This window comes from Candidatus Frankia alpina, from assembly GCF_902806485.1.
Taxonomy (GTDB): domain Bacteria; phylum Actinomycetota; class Actinomycetes; order Frankiales; family Frankiaceae; genus Frankia; species Frankia alpina.
In genome coordinates this window covers 1-13,318 of sequence record NZ_CADCWT010000134.1, presented here as the reverse complement: position 1 = coordinate 13,318, position 13,318 = coordinate 1, and the positions used below count along the sequence as shown (strand labels likewise).

Genomic DNA, 13,318 nt, shown 5'->3' with positions numbered 1-13,318 from the left:
CCAACACCACATTGATGTCACGCAAAGCGACAAAACGTTACCAGGAAAGGCTCACTGACGACCCGAAAAACTGGAACACGACGGATCCGGGTGATATGGGCACACCGATACAAGGTGCGACCGGTTGGATCCAGTCATATTCTCCCAGACCGTACGGCGCGACCGCCAGCCGCCTCCCAATATCTTTCCTGGTGAATCCTGCGTGACCTGGAAACATCGCGGAACCGCTGGTCGGACGGGCAGTCCGGGAGCCGATCGAAGGATCGTCCGACAAACCGGCCTGATCGCAACCGCATACGCGGCCTAGTCAGGTGAACATCTCGTTGACTGCGACGCGATGGGCGAGGTGCAGGGAGTGGGCGATCCCCTGGCCAGGTCATGCTGGTAGCCGATCTTTTTCGGGTCCAAGCCGTCCTCGTGCGCGAGGACCGCCGCTCTGGCGACGTCCAGCCGAGCCGGGTGATCTGGTGGATGGTCAGGACCCGATGCTCGTGGATCACTCGGGTGATCCACCGGTCCCGGGGTGTGCGGTGGCGGACGAGCCAGAGCAGGTGGATCCCGCCCGTCCGCCGGTGACCGTCGCGTCCCGCAGGCCGAGGACACCGCGGGCCATCAGCAGGGTCAGGCAGTGCAGTACCTGCTCGCGGGTGAGCACCGGATGGCGCAGCCAGGCGTTGTAGGGGAACTCGGTGAGCACCGTCCACAACACGATCGTCGTGGTGGCCGGTGTCGTCGCAGTCGGCCAGCGGGGCGGCAGCCGGGCGGCGACGTCCTCGAGGTGGATGCGCACCGCGCGGGCCAGCGGCCACAGCGGCGGGTTGTCGAGGATCTCGCAGGTCCAGACGTGGAACACGGTGCCGTGCCGCTCGACGATGCGCAGCCAGTCGTCGAGCCATCGCGCCAGCTCGTCGACGGTGCCCACGGCGAGCAGCGCGTCGAAGTGGTCGCAGAGGCGCACCGCGGCGCGGTGCGCCAGGGTCGTGAAGATGGCCGTGCGGTCCGCCCAGTAGCGGTAGAAGGTTCCGTGCGCGACGCCGGAGCGGGCGATGATGTCGTTGACGCTGGTGCCGGCGAGCCCGCGGTGCTCGAAGGCCGCGACCGCCGCCTCGGCGATCGTCTCCACGGTGGAGCGCCCCCGACCGGTCACGGACCTGCGCAGGCCCGGCGGCAGCGGCCCGGCGGTGCAGGCCAGCGCGGCGAGATCCGGGCGGGTGACGGAGCCGGCGGGGGAGCGCGGGGCGGGGGAGGGCGGGGTCAGTTCGGGGGTGGGGAAGAACGCATGGTGGATCATGCCGGCGAGAGCGTCGTGCAACGCCTCGTCCTCGTCGGGGCGCCGCGCGATCGTGCCGCGGGCGTCGGAGACGATGTGTGTCCACTCCACGATGCAGATCAGGGCGACGGACAGCGCGCGGGTGTCCACCCCGCTGGTGTCGGCACGCGCCAGCCGCGGCGGCAGGCTCGCGGCGAGCACCTGCAGGTACTCCTCGGACGGGTCGTCGACGACGGAGGACTCCGCGGCGGGCAGCGGCCATTCCGCGAACACCGGTGAGTGCCGGCGCAGCACGGCGCCGAGCTCGCCCAGCCAGGCCCGGAACACCGCGAACCCCGCCGGTCCCGCGGTGAGCACCGGCAGCCGCTGGAAGTGGTCGACCAGGTCGGCGCCGAGCTCCTCGAAGAAGATCCGGAAGACCTCCAGCTTGCCGCGGAAGTACTGGTAGAAGGCGGCGTCGGAACGGCCGGTGGCCTCGGCCACCGCCTGGACGCTCGTGGCGTGGTAGCCGCGTTCGGTGAACAGCCGCCGCGCCGCGGTGATGATCTCCTGGCAGGCGCGGGCGCCCTCCGCGCCGATCGCCTGGCTGGCCGGATACGGGGCGCGCCGATGCCGCGGCAGCCACGCGCCCCCGCCGAGGGAGTCGGCGTCCGCGGCGTCCTCGCGCGGGCGGAGCGTGGGAAGCGGATCGGGCATCGGCAACCCGGCCTCCCTCGGGCCTCGTCGCGACGAGCGGTTCCCGGACGGTGATTCCGGCATCGCGTTGCGTGTGCAACGAGTGTAGGCGGAGAGATGTTCCGCCAGGTGGAGGGGTGTCCGTGGCGGCAGGTGGCGATCGAGGCCCACCCCGGGGTTCCAGAATGACAGGTGTCTTACTAGTGTGGTGGCTCACAAGCGGGCCGGCGGTCCGCGGTCGACAGACGTGAGAAGAGAGCATCCATGGGCTTGCTGGACGACCGGGTCGTATTCATCACCGTAGCGGCGCGCGGACAGGGCCGCTCGCACGCGGTGACGTTCGCCGAGCAGGGGGCGAACATCGTCGGCGTCGACATCTGTCGCGACCTCGAAGCCATGCCCTACAAGCTGGGCACCGCCGACGACCTGGCCGAGACGGCCCGGCTGGTGGAGAAGGCCGGCGGGCAGATGCTTACCGCCGAGGCCGACGTGCGTGACCGGGCCGCGCTGCAGGCCGCTTTCGACGCCGGGGTCGAGCGGTTCGGCCACATCGACACCGTCCTCGCCAACGCCGGGGTCATCCTCAGCAACAGCGCCGAGCGTGATGCCGACGAGGCGCTGCGCCTCGGCATCGACATCATGCAGATCGGCGTGTGGAACACCTTCCAGGTCGCGATCCCGCACCTGATCGACCGCGGCGAGGGCGGCAACCTCGTCGCCACCAGCTCCATGGCGGCGCTGCTGCCGCTCACCGACGGCCGCGGCGGGTCCGACGCCTACGGGATGGCCAAGAACGCCGTCATCGCGCTGGTCCGCTCGTATGCGAACTGGCTGGCCCCGCACCGCATCCGGGTCAACGCGGTGGCGCCGACGAACTGCGCCACCCCGATGGTCACCGAGAACCCGGCGCTGTTCGGTGTGATCGAGGCGAACCCCAACCTCGTCAACGCGATGCAGACGATGCTGCCCGACCTTCCCATCATCGAGCCCGGCGACGTCAGCCAGGCCATCCTGTTCCTCATCTCGTCGGCGGCCCGCTCCTTCACCGGCAGCCTGCTCAAGGTCGACGCCGGCATGGACGTCCGGCGCTAGGACCAGCAGCCAGCTCACCCGGCCGGATCACCGCCCCCGACGTGGTGGAGGCGGCGTACGAAGGAGGACCCGTGACGAGTACGACCCCCACCGCGACCCCCGCCCCCGCCACGGCCACCGCAGTCGGCGAGGCCCGGATGCTCATCGACGGCGAGCTGGTCGAGGCCACCGGCGGCGCCGTCTACGACAACATCAACCCGGCCACCGAGCAGGTGCTGGGCCAGACCAGCGACGCCGCCGCGGCCGACCTGGACCGGGCGATCGCCGCGGCGCGCCGTGCCTTCGACGAGTCGGCCTGGTCGACCGACCGGGAGCTGCGCCGCCGCTGCCTGGCGCAGCTCCAGCAGGCGCTGGAGGGCGAGCGGGAGGCGCTGCGCGCCGAGCTCGTCGCCGAGGCCGGCGCGCCCGTCGCCGTCACCGGCATCGCCCAGCTCGACTGGCCGCTGGCCGACGGGCTGCGCGCCCCGCTGGAGCTGATGGACAGCTTCCCCTGGGAGCGGTCCCTGCCGGACACCCAGCTCTTCGGCCCTAGCCACCGGGCCGTCTGGCAGGAGCCGGTCGGAGTGGTCGCGGCGATCGTGCCGTGGAACTTCCCGTTCGAGGTCACGATCAACAAGCTGGGCCCGGCGCTGGCGACCGGGAACACGGTCGTGCTCAAGCCCGCGCCGGACACGCCGTGGAACGCCACCCGCATCGGCCGGCTCATCGCCGAGCAGACCGACATCCCGCCGGGCGTTGTTAACGTGGTGCCCTGCTCGGACAACGCCGTCGCCGGCCAGCTCCTCGTCGACCCGCGGGTCGACATGGTGTCGTTCACCGGATCGACGCCGGTGGGCCGGCTCGTCGTGGAGAAGTCCGCGGCGACGATGAAGCGTACCCTGCTCGAGCTCGGCGGCAAGTCGGCGATGATCGTCCTCGACGACGCCGACCTCGCCGCGGTGCTGCCGCTGGCCGGCTTCGGCGCCTGCCTGCACGCCGGGCAGGGCTGCGCGCTGCTCACCCGGGTGCTGCTGCCCCGCGACCGCTACGCCGAGGGCGTGGAGATCCTCGGCGGGGTGATCGGCGCCCTGCCCTACGGCGACCCGACCGATCCGGCGAACCTCGCCGGGCCGCTCATCAACGCCCGCCAGCGCGAGCGGGTCCTCGGCTACATCGAGGCCGGCCGGGCGCAGGGGGCCCGGGTCGTCGTCGGCGGTGGGCGCCCCGAGCACCTGCCGCGCGGCTACTACGTGCAGCCGCCGCTGCTCGCCGACGTGGACAACACGATGACCGTCGCCCGGGAGGAGATCTTCGGGCCGGTGGTGTGCGCGATCCCGTTCGACGACGAGGCTGACGCGGTGCGCATCGCCAACGACAGCCCGTACGGCCTGTCCGGCGGGGTGTACTCGGCGTCGGTCGAGCGGGGGCTGGGCGTCGCCCGGCGCATCCGCACCGGCAGCATCAACGTCAACGGCGGGATGTTCTACGGCTCCGACGGCCCGTACGGGGGGTACAAGATGAGCGGTCTTGGCCGGCAGGGCGGCCTGGAGGGCTTCGCCTCCTACACCGAGGCCAAGACCGTCGGCTACGTCGGTGCCTGGCCCGGCCGCTGCCGCTGCCGGCGCGGGCTGGCTGGAGCGCGTGCTTGCGGTGCACGCGGGCAGCGCCCGCCCGGCGGTGCTCGACGCCGACGGTCCGGTCAGCGGCGCCGAGCACCGCCGGGCGGGCGACGTATGCCGCCGAGTTCCTCACCGAGCTCGGCGTGCCGGCGGGCACACCGGTGCCGGCGCTGCTCACCAGCAACCCCGACGCGCTGGCGCTGCTGCTCGGCGGGGCGGCGGCCGACCATCCGGTGGCCCCGCTCGGCCCGTGGCTGACCGCCGCCGAACTCGCCGGCCCGGTGCGCGCCGGCGGCACCGGTGTCCTGCTCGCCGAACCCGCCTGGGCCGCCGTCGCGGCCGAGGCCGCCGCCCTGGCCGGGCGGACCGGTCGCGCTGTACCTGCACACCTCGGGTACCACCGGGGCGGCCAAGCGGGTGCCCGTCACCCAGGAGGTGCTCGCCGCGCGCACCGAGCTGCTGTCCGGCCTGCTCGATCTCGGCCCGGACAGCCGCGACGCCACCGGCTCGCCGCTGCACCACATCGGCGGGCTCGGCAACACGCTCGTCGCGGTGACGGTCGGCGCGACCGTGCTGCCGACGGCGCGCTTCAGCCACCGGTGGTGGGCCGGCCTGCGGGAGCAGGGCGCCACGCACTGCTAGCTCGTCCCGACGATGATCGAGATGCTGCTGGCCGAGGGGACCCTCGACGCGGTGCCGCTGCGCACCCTGATCTACGGTGCTTCGCCGATCAGCCCCGAGACGCTGCGCCGGGTGCAGGCCGTCGACTGGTCAACCTGTTCGGTCAGACCGAGGGCAGCCCGCTGACCTGCCTGACCCCCGCCGACCACGACCGGGCCGCGGCGGGCGCCCCCGACCTGCTCACCACCGTCGGGTGGCCCGTGCCCGGACTGCGGCTGCGCATCGACGACCCGGACGACGCCGGCGTCGGCGAGGTGCTCGCCGCCGCGGCGCACCTGAGCGTGCACGCCGCCGACGGCTGGCTGCACAGCGGCGACCTCGGTTTCCTCGACGACGACGGCTACCTGCACCTCGTCGGTCGGCGCAACGACATGATCGTGCGCGGCGGGGAGAACGTGTACCCGCTGGAGATCGAGCACACGCTCGTCGAGCATCCCGGGGTGGCCGACGCCGGGATCGTCGGGGTGCCCGATGCCCGGCTGGGGGAGACGCTGGCCGCCTTCATCGTCCCCGCCGATCCCGACCGCCCGCCGCCCGCCGCCGAGCTGCGCAGCTTCGTGCGCGACCGGCTGGTCGGGTTCAAGGTGCCCGCCTACTGGTACGTCGTCGACGCGCTGCCGCTCAACGCCGCCGGCAAGCTCACCCGCCCCGCCCTGCGTGCCCGCCACGACGCCGCAGCCGCACAGACCGCCGCCAGCTCGTCGCCGTAGCGCGAGGGCGGGTGCGGGCCGGTCGGTGTCAGGAGCCGGTGGCGGCGGGCAGCTCGTGGCCGCAGAGGTTCTCACGGACGACGGTGAAGGCGTCCCCGGCCCGGTTCGCCTGGACGAACGACCAGCAGGTCGTCTGTTGGCCTCGGTCGCGGGCCAGGTCCATCGGCTGGATGAGCCCGCCGGCGTTGTAGTTGTGCACCGCGTTCAGAGCGGTGACGAAGCCCTCGCGGGTCGGGCACGTGCCGGCCTCGGTCAGCCCGCGCAGGAACAGGTCGGTGTCGATGTAGGCGATCATCGCCAGTTCCTGCTGCGGGTTGGGGACCTGCGGGGCGTAGCGCGCCATCGCCGTGCGGTACTGCTCGATCGCCGGGCCGCCGGCCTCGAACGGGCGGTAGAACACCGGGACGGTCACGCCGGCGAGCGCGCCGCCCGAGTCGTGCAGGAGCTGGGTGTCGTAGCCGCTGACCGACAGGACCGCGCGCAGGTTCACCCCGGCGGCGCGCACCGCGGTGAGAACCGTGGGCAGGTCGGGGGCGTTGATGACAGTGAGCAGGGTGTCGGCGCCGCTGTCGACGATGCGCCGGGCGACGGTCGCCGGGCTGTCCGCGTTCGCGGTGTAGGGGATCTCGTCGACGACCGGGATGCCGGCGGCCCGCGCGCTCTGGGTCATCTTGGCGCTGGTGTTGCCGACCCCAGCGGACAGCGCGGTGCGCAGCAGGACGGCCTTCGTCGCGCCCTGCGAGCGAAGGAACGTGCCGTAGGTGTCGGCCGCGGCGCCGGTGGTGGAGGAGAACGAGAACATGCTGCGGTGCTTCGTCCAGACCTCGCCGGTGGCCAGCCCGCCGACCGGGACGCCACGGTCGGCGAGGTACTGGGCGCTGCCGTCGGCGGCCAGGGAGTACTCCAGGACGCCGAAGACTCCTCGCTGCTCGACCAGGTCCCGGGCGGCGACCCCGTTGGCCGCCGGGTCGCCCTGGTCGTCCCGCCAGTCGTAGACGATCTTTCGTCCGTGGATGCCACCGGCGGCGTTCGCCAGGCCGATGCGGGCATCGACCCCGGCGCGGGTGGCGGCCAGCGAGGCCGCGGTCGGCCCGGAGTCGGGATAAAGAAGCCCGAGCCTGACCTCCGATGAGGTCACGCCCGGGCTGTCACAGGATGCCGCCGACGATGCCGTCGCGGACGAGCACGCGCTCGCCCCCGCGGCGAGTAACGCCAGCATCGCGGCGGCGCTCGATAACGATCTCGATAACGATAAGGAATAAGAACGACTACGCATCGTGAAACCCCGTGGGAACGTCGTGGAACGGAAATGAGGGAGCTGCTGGGAAAGAAGAAGGGCAGGGCCTGCGGGTCGTTCGATGAACGCGTCTCGCATCCGGCTGCGCACTCGGCGCCGAGCCCTCGACGGGTGGTGCCACCGCCGCCCCGGCGCTGGTCTCAGCTCTCGTAGCGGGGCGTGCCCCGGTAACCGAAGAACCGTTCGAAGTTCTCATCGTTGATCGGCCGCCGCTGGTTGCGCTCCTGGGCGTCGCGCAACGTGGCGAGCCGCGCGCGTTCCCGCCCGACACGCTCGGCGTCCGCCGGTTCGGCGCCTTCCAGCTCGGCGACCAGGGCGCTCTGCGCCTCGATCTCCTCGGCCAGGCGGACCGCCACCTCACCGTAGGTGAGCAGATCCTGGTCGTCTTCGTCCTCGTGCTGCGGGACAGCGGCGGGGTTGGTTCCTGCGTCGGTCATGCGTGCACTGTTCTTCCTGCTGTCCTCGCGGGGGACTGTAGCCCTCCGCGCCGGCGGAGCTCCACCTTGCGCCCGTCGATCCTCAGAGCTCGATGGGCACCCAGCCGGCGCCCTCGGACGACCGGTGCGCCGCGTCGATGATCTCCAGGCTCAGCAGCCCGTCGGTGAACGTGGGGACTCCGGTGGGCTTGCCGTCGAAGGCGGGCAGCCAGTCCTCGAGCATCAGCGCCATCGCCCGGCTGCCATGCCCGGCCAGGCCCTCGGGCAGGTGCTGCGGCGCGGCGGGCTCGCGTTCGACCGGGGCCAGCGGCGCCAGCCCCTTCTCGCTCGCCGGGCCCGCCTGGTAGACGGTGTGGCGCAGGCTGCTGTCGGCGACGATGGTGCCGTCCCCGCCGAGCAGCTCGAGGCGGAAGTGGTCGACGTTCGCGCCGATCGTGGACAGGCTCAGGATCGCGATCGCGCCGGAGGCGAGGCGCAGCAGCAGCGCGGAGGTGTCGTCCGCGGTCACGGCCAGCTCCCCACCGTCGGGCAGCGCCCGCGTCGGTACCGAGCTGCGCACGTCGGCGCACACCGCCACCGGCGGCCCCAACAGCGAGCACACGAAGTCCAGGTCGTGGACGAGCATGCCGGCGAGGTAGCCGCCGCCCTAGGCGGCCTGCAGGGGCCGGCCGGGATGCCAGTAGGAGGCGCTGCGGCTGACCCGGGCCACGTGCGGAGTGCCGAGCAGCCCGTCGCGCACCCGGTCGGTGATGGCCAGCCACTCGGGGTTCCAGCGGTTCTCGAAGCAGCAGCCGGTCGGTCGGCCCGACTCCTGCGCCGCGGCGACCATCTCCCGCGCCTGCGCCGGATCGGCGGCCAGCGGCTTCTCGCACAGCACCGCCTTGCCCGCGTCCAGCGCGGCGAGGGTGATCTCGTGGTGCAGCGCGGTCGGGGTCGCGATCGAGATCAGATCAAGGTCGTCGCGGCGCACGAACGAGCGCCAGTCGGTCGAGGTGTCCTCGATGCCCAGCCGGGTTGCCACCTTCCCGAGACGTTCCGGCGTCCGCGCGCACAGAGCCACCGGTTCGTAGCCCTGGGCCGCCCGGTATGCCGGGGCCTGGACGATCGCCCCCCAGCCGACTCCCACAATGCCCACCCGCAGCGTCACAGGACCACCCGCGCTGTCATGTTGCCTCCCAGGGGACGGCCACCCTGCCGCATCGTCGCGTTACCGGATCCAAAGTTTAATTAGTTGGACACTAATGCGGGACTGCTCGGAAGGGCAACGCGGGCCCGGCCGACGGCGCCGCGCAACCGCAGCAGGCCGCCTGGCCGGACAGCGCCCTACACTTACCTGCGCAGTGTCCTGTACCTGCGCAGTGTCCTGTACCTGCGCAGTGTCCTGTACCTGCGCAGTGTCCTGTACCTGCGCAGTGTCCTGTACCTGCATATCGCGTCGGGCGGAGGAAAACGTAAGGGGGCGCAGGGTGATGGTCGGGCCCGAGCGGGCGCTGATCCTGCCGTCGCGGCGGCGGGATCCGTATCCGGTCAGTCCCGTGATCGGTCCGGAAGGGGAGCGGGCCTGCGCGGAGATCGTCGCGGCGGCCCGTGCCCTGTTCGCGCGGCGCGGGTACCACGGGACCAGCATCTCGGCGATCGCCGAGGCCACCGGCCGTTCGGACACGGCTTTCTACCAGTACTTCCCGAGCAAGATAGCTCTGTTCGCCATCTTCTACGAGCAGCTCGGGCAGGATCTTGTCCGCCACTTCCACCGCCAGCGGGTCCTCGAGCCCGGACCGGCCGGGCTGGCCGAGTTCCGGGCCTGGCTCGATGGTCTCGACGAGGTCCTGCGCCGGCACTCGCCCGTCTTCGCCACCTGGCCGCTGGTCGCGGACGAGGAACTGGAGCCCGAAGATTCCTCCGAGCAGTACCTGCACGTGCTCGCGGAGGCGATGCGGCCCCGGCTTGCCCTCGCGGGCACCGGTCCGGTGGACACCCGCGTCATCGCGATCGCGAGCATCAGCCTCATGCAGTGGACGCACGTCGTCTTTGATCCACGCCGCCCCGATGTCCTGACCTCCGAGGCTTCCGTGCACGCCACGCTCGCGACGATCATTCACTCGTCGTTGTTCCCCCGAGACGGCGGCCCCACGGGCGCGGCGGGCGCCGGTCCGCCCTGGCCCGACCTGCTCCTCGAGTGGAGTACGGACCGTACAGATCCGCTCGGCGCCTGGCGCGAGACGGTTCCGCTCGGCCTTCGCCGGCGGGTCACCCGGCGGTCCGAGCCGACGATCCGGCGCATCCTCGCCGCCGCCAGGCAGGCGTTCGAGCGTGGCGGGCTGGCCGGAACGAGCGTCGACGACATCACGGCCGAGGCCGGCGTCGCCCACGGCACGTTCTACCAGTACTGGGAGGACCGGTATGCGATCTTTGCGACGCTGGCCCACCAGGCGGCGGTCGACCTCTGCGCCCATCTCGATGACCTGCTGCGGGCCGAACGCGCCACCGACGTCCTGACCTTGATCGACTGCTGGCTGGACGTCCTGCGACGGCACGGCCCCACCTTCCACGTGTGGACGACCGAGGTTCTGCCGACCGCCGAGCTGCGGCGGCTGAGCCGCCAGCTGCGGTCCTACCTCGACGAGGTCACCGCGCGGCTGCTGGCGCGGTGGGCGCCGCGACGTTCGCTGGACCCATCGGCGGCCGCCATCGTGCTGTGGGTTCTGCTCGGCGAGTTTCCTTACCATGCCTGGCAGCGCCTCCGGTGCTCGACCGCGAGGACGTCCATCGCTCGCTCGCGCTCCTGCTCGTCGGTGGCCTGCTCGGCGCACGCACGCCGTTGCCCGCCGGTGGGTCGCCACGCTGAGCGGGGGCGACCGGCACCAGGGGGACGCGGCCGGGGTCAGGCCCGCCCGGCGACGTCCGTACAGAACGTGACCAGATGCTCGCGTTCCACCGTGTCGGGCCCGGTGCCGGTCGCGACGTGGCGTTCGAGCGCGCCGAGCACGACGTCCAGCATCGCCCGCGCATCCAGCTCGGGGTGGGGCCGCCCGGCGGCGGCCAGCGGTGCGACCAGCAGTTCGCCGAGCTGGTCGTCGAGGGTCGCCCGCCCCGGGCTGGAACTGCCCGACCGCAGCGTCAGTCGACTGATCGCGATGCTCTGGGTGGCCACCTCGGGCACGGTGAGCTGCGTCAGTAGTCCCTGCACCCAGGCGGCGATCTGATCGGCGGGGCCGGTCTGCTTGGCCATCTGGTAGCCCAGGTAGAAGCGAACCCGCAGGACACCGCGTTCCATCACGGCGTGCATCAGCTCGTTCTTGCCGGCGAAGTAGCGGTAGAAGGTCTGGTTCGAGCTGCCGGCCTCGGCGACGATGTCGCTCACCCGCGGCTCCGCCGGTGCCACCCGGACCGCCACCCGTAGCGCGGCGTCGAGGATCTGCCCGAGTTCGTCGAGGGCGTCGCGCTGGTGGCGGCGCAGCGCTCGATCGACGGCGGCGCGTACGGACGCGGGCGCTCCGTCCCACTCCAGCCGGGTCGACTCCATGGCTGCAAGTGTGCCGTGCGCGGCGCGCGGCGCGGGGCCGGATCGGGCCATCTCGCAGAATCTGGTTCTCGGCAGGACAGAATGCTATTCTGATCCTCGTCCCGCTCCCGTCGACGAGGAGGTCCGGATGGGGAACCCGATCCAGTCAGCCAACCCGAGCCGGGGCCGGTGGTGAGCGCAGGCGGGGCAGCGCCGGGCGTGGGGCTCGACGCCGCCAGCCTGGCCCGCTGGCTCGACGCCGAGCAGGTGCCTGGCGTCGGCGAGCTGCCCGTCATCGACCGGCTCACCGGTGGCTCGCAGAACGAGCTGTACTCCCTGACCCGGGGGGGGCGAGCGTACGGTGCTGCGGATGCCGCCGCCCTCGGCGAGCGAGTCCCGGGTCGACGGGCTGCGCCGCGAGCTGCGGCTGGTGCGCGCGCTTCGGGGGACCGACGTGCCGCACGCCGAGCTCGTCGCCGGGGACGCCACCGGTGACGTGCTGGGAATGCCGTTCTACGTCATGCGTGCCGTCGACGGCTGGAGCCCGACCGGCTCCTGGCCGGCGCCGTTCGACACCGACCCGACCGCGCGCCGCGCCCTCGCGTTCGAACTCGTCGACGGCATTGCGAAGCTGTCCCGGGTCGACTGGCGGGCCCGCGGCCTCGAGGGGTTCGGCCGGCCGGAGAACTTCCACGAGCGGCAGGTCGACCGCTGGCTGGCCTTCCTCGGCGCCTACCGCTTCCGCGAGCTGCCCGGCCTCGACACCGCGGCCGACTGGCTGCGGGCGAACCGTCCGGCCGGTTTCGAACCCGGGATCATGCACGGCGACTACCAGTTCGCCAACGTGATGTTCCGCCACGGCACCCCGGCCCGGCTCGCCGCCATCATCGACTGGGAGATGACCACGATCGGTGACCCGCTGCTCGATCTCGGCTGGGCGCTGCTCGGCTGGGATGGCGAGCAGCCGCGCACCGAGGGCTTCTACCTCGACGTCTCCGGCATGCCGCGGCGCGCCGAACTGCTGGAGCACTACGAGCGGGTGAGCGGCCGCTCGACCGAGGACATCGACTACTACCTGGTGCTGGCCAACTGGAAGCTGGGCGTGGTGCTGGAGAAGAGCTATGCGGCCTTCACCGGCGGTGGGACGGTCGACCCCAAGGTCGAGGCGTTCGGGCCGCTGGTGCTGCAGTTGCTGGCCACCGCCGCCGACCTCGCTCGCTCCCGGCCGGCCCGGAGAGGCTGATCAATGGGCTACGCGGACACCCTGTTCGATCTGACCGACCGCGTCGTGCTGATCACCGGCGGCAGCCGCGGGCTCGGCCGGGAGATGGCCTTCGGCGCGGCGCGCTGCGGGGCCGACGTCGTCATCGCCAGCCGCGACCTCGACTCCTGCCAGGCCGCCGCCGCGCAGATCGAGGCCGAGACCGGCCGCAAGGCCCTGCCCTACGCGGTGCACGTCGGCCGCTGGGACGAGCTGCCCGGCCTCGTCGACGCCGCCTACGAACGGTTCGGCAAGGTCGACGCGCTGATCAACAACGCCGGGATGTCGCCGCTGTACGACACCCTCGGCAGCGTCAACGAGAAGCTGTTCGACGCGGTCGTCAACCTGAACCTCAAGGGTCCCGTCCGGCTGTCGGTGCTCGTCGGCGAACGGATGGTCGCCGCGGGCCGCGGCTCCATCGTGAACGTCAGCTCCACCGGCTCCATCCGGCCGACCCCGGCGATCCTGCCGTACGCCGCGGCCAAGGCCGGGCTCAACGCGCTCACCGAGGGCCTCGCGCTCGCCCTCGGCCCCCATGTGCGGGTCAACACCCTCATGTCCGGCCCGTTCTACACCGACGTCAGCCGGCACTGGGACCTCGACGCCGTCGGCGCGGCGACCCAGACGCACGCGCTGCGTCGCGCCGGCGACCCGCCCGAGATCGTCGGTTCCGCGCTGTACCTGATCTCGGATGCGTCCAGCTACACCTCCGCCGCGACCCTGCGGGTCGACGGCGGTATCCCCTGAGTCGACACCGTCCCCTGAGTCGACACCGTCCCCTGAGTCGACACCGTC

At 72.2% G+C, this 13,318-nt stretch carries 11 protein-coding genes and 3 pseudogenes; 8 read left to right on the top strand and 6 right to left on the bottom strand.

Translation table 11 applies throughout. The features are described from left to right. Window positions 1-496 precede the first annotated feature (496 nt). Complete coding sequence (locus G6R25_RS28950) at window positions 497-1,966, bottom strand: TetR/AcrR family transcriptional regulator (protein ID WP_268904154.1); 1,470 nt, start codon at window positions 1,964-1,966, stop codon at window positions 497-499. Between the two features lie 243 nt (window positions 1,967-2,209). Here G6R25_RS28950 and G6R25_RS14835 point away from each other — a divergent pair, with 243 nt between their 5' ends. The 5 genes and pseudogenes from G6R25_RS14835 (at window position 2,210) to G6R25_RS27245 (ending at window position 6,026) form a co-directional block, all read left to right on the top strand. After that, a complete protein-coding gene (locus G6R25_RS14835; protein WP_163553431.1) occupies window positions 2,210-3,037 on the top strand; it encodes a mycofactocin-coupled SDR family oxidoreductase in 828 nt (275 codons plus the stop codon). 71 nt (window positions 3,038-3,108) lie between these two features. Next, window positions 3,109-4,614, top strand: a pseudogene (locus G6R25_RS14830) (aldehyde dehydrogenase family protein); the annotation flags it as partial. A 321-nt stretch (window positions 4,615-4,935) separates the two neighbouring features. Beyond that, window positions 4,936-5,277 carry an AMP-binding protein gene (locus G6R25_RS27255; RefSeq protein ID WP_235948517.1) on the top strand — a complete coding sequence of 114 codons (342 nt, stop codon included), beginning with the start codon at window positions 4,936-4,938 and terminating at the stop codon, window positions 5,275-5,277. 21 nt (window positions 5,278-5,298) lie between these two features. Further along, entirely contained in the window at window positions 5,299-5,442 is a 144-nt protein-coding gene (locus G6R25_RS27250; RefSeq protein WP_235948524.1) for a hypothetical protein, read from the top strand. A gap of 74 nt (window positions 5,443-5,516) precedes the next feature. After that, entirely contained in the window at window positions 5,517-6,026 is a 510-nt protein-coding gene (locus G6R25_RS27245; protein ID WP_336501545.1) for a class I adenylate-forming enzyme family protein, read from the top strand. A gap of 28 nt (window positions 6,027-6,054) precedes the next feature. On the opposite strand, the gene G6R25_RS14820 is transcribed toward G6R25_RS27245, so the two are convergent. The 4 genes and pseudogenes from G6R25_RS14820 to G6R25_RS31600 all read right to left on the bottom strand — a co-directional run bounded on the left by G6R25_RS14820 (window position 6,055) and on the right by G6R25_RS31600 (window position 8,907). Then, complete coding sequence (locus tag G6R25_RS14820; protein ID WP_163553430.1) at window positions 6,055-7,302, bottom strand: ABC transporter substrate-binding protein; 1,248 nt, start codon at window positions 7,300-7,302, stop codon at window positions 6,055-6,057. Window positions 7,303-7,463: 161 nt separating this feature from the next. Further along, window positions 7,464-7,760 carry an acyl-CoA synthase gene (locus G6R25_RS14815; RefSeq protein WP_163553429.1) on the bottom strand — a complete coding sequence of 99 codons (297 nt, stop codon included), beginning with the start codon at window positions 7,758-7,760 and terminating at the stop codon, window positions 7,464-7,466. 82 nt (window positions 7,761-7,842) lie between these two features. Then, window positions 7,843-8,394, bottom strand: a pseudogene (locus G6R25_RS31605) (Gfo/Idh/MocA family protein); the annotation flags it as partial. A 12-nt stretch (window positions 8,395-8,406) separates the two neighbouring features. Then, the gene (locus G6R25_RS31600; protein WP_235948510.1) at window positions 8,407-8,907 is read right to left on the bottom strand and encodes a Gfo/Idh/MocA family protein; all 501 of its coding nucleotides are present in this window, start codon (window positions 8,905-8,907) and stop codon (window positions 8,407-8,409) included. Window positions 8,908-9,229: 322 nt separating this feature from the next. Here G6R25_RS31600 and G6R25_RS29735 point away from each other — a divergent pair, with 322 nt between their 5' ends. Further along, on the top strand, window positions 9,230-10,963 hold the full coding sequence (locus tag G6R25_RS29735) for a TetR/AcrR family transcriptional regulator (RefSeq protein WP_336501550.1): 1,734 nt from the start codon (window positions 9,230-9,232) through the stop codon (window positions 10,961-10,963). A gap of 83 nt (window positions 10,964-11,046) precedes the next feature. On the opposite strand, the pseudogene G6R25_RS29730 reads toward G6R25_RS29735, so the two are convergent. After that, a pseudogene (locus G6R25_RS29730) lies at window positions 11,047-11,283 on the bottom strand (helix-turn-helix domain-containing protein); the annotation flags it as partial. A gap of 349 nt (window positions 11,284-11,632) precedes the next feature. On the opposite strand from G6R25_RS29730, the gene G6R25_RS14795 reads away from it, so the two are divergent. Further along, the gene (locus G6R25_RS14795; protein WP_328591823.1) at window positions 11,633-12,505 is read left to right on the top strand and encodes a phosphotransferase family protein; all 873 of its coding nucleotides are present in this window, start codon (window positions 11,633-11,635) and stop codon (window positions 12,503-12,505) included. 3 nt (window positions 12,506-12,508) lie between these two features. Next, on the top strand, window positions 12,509-13,270 hold the full coding sequence (locus G6R25_RS14790; protein WP_163553427.1) for an SDR family NAD(P)-dependent oxidoreductase: 762 nt from the start codon (window positions 12,509-12,511) through the stop codon (window positions 13,268-13,270). Window positions 13,271-13,318: the final 48 nt, after the last annotated feature.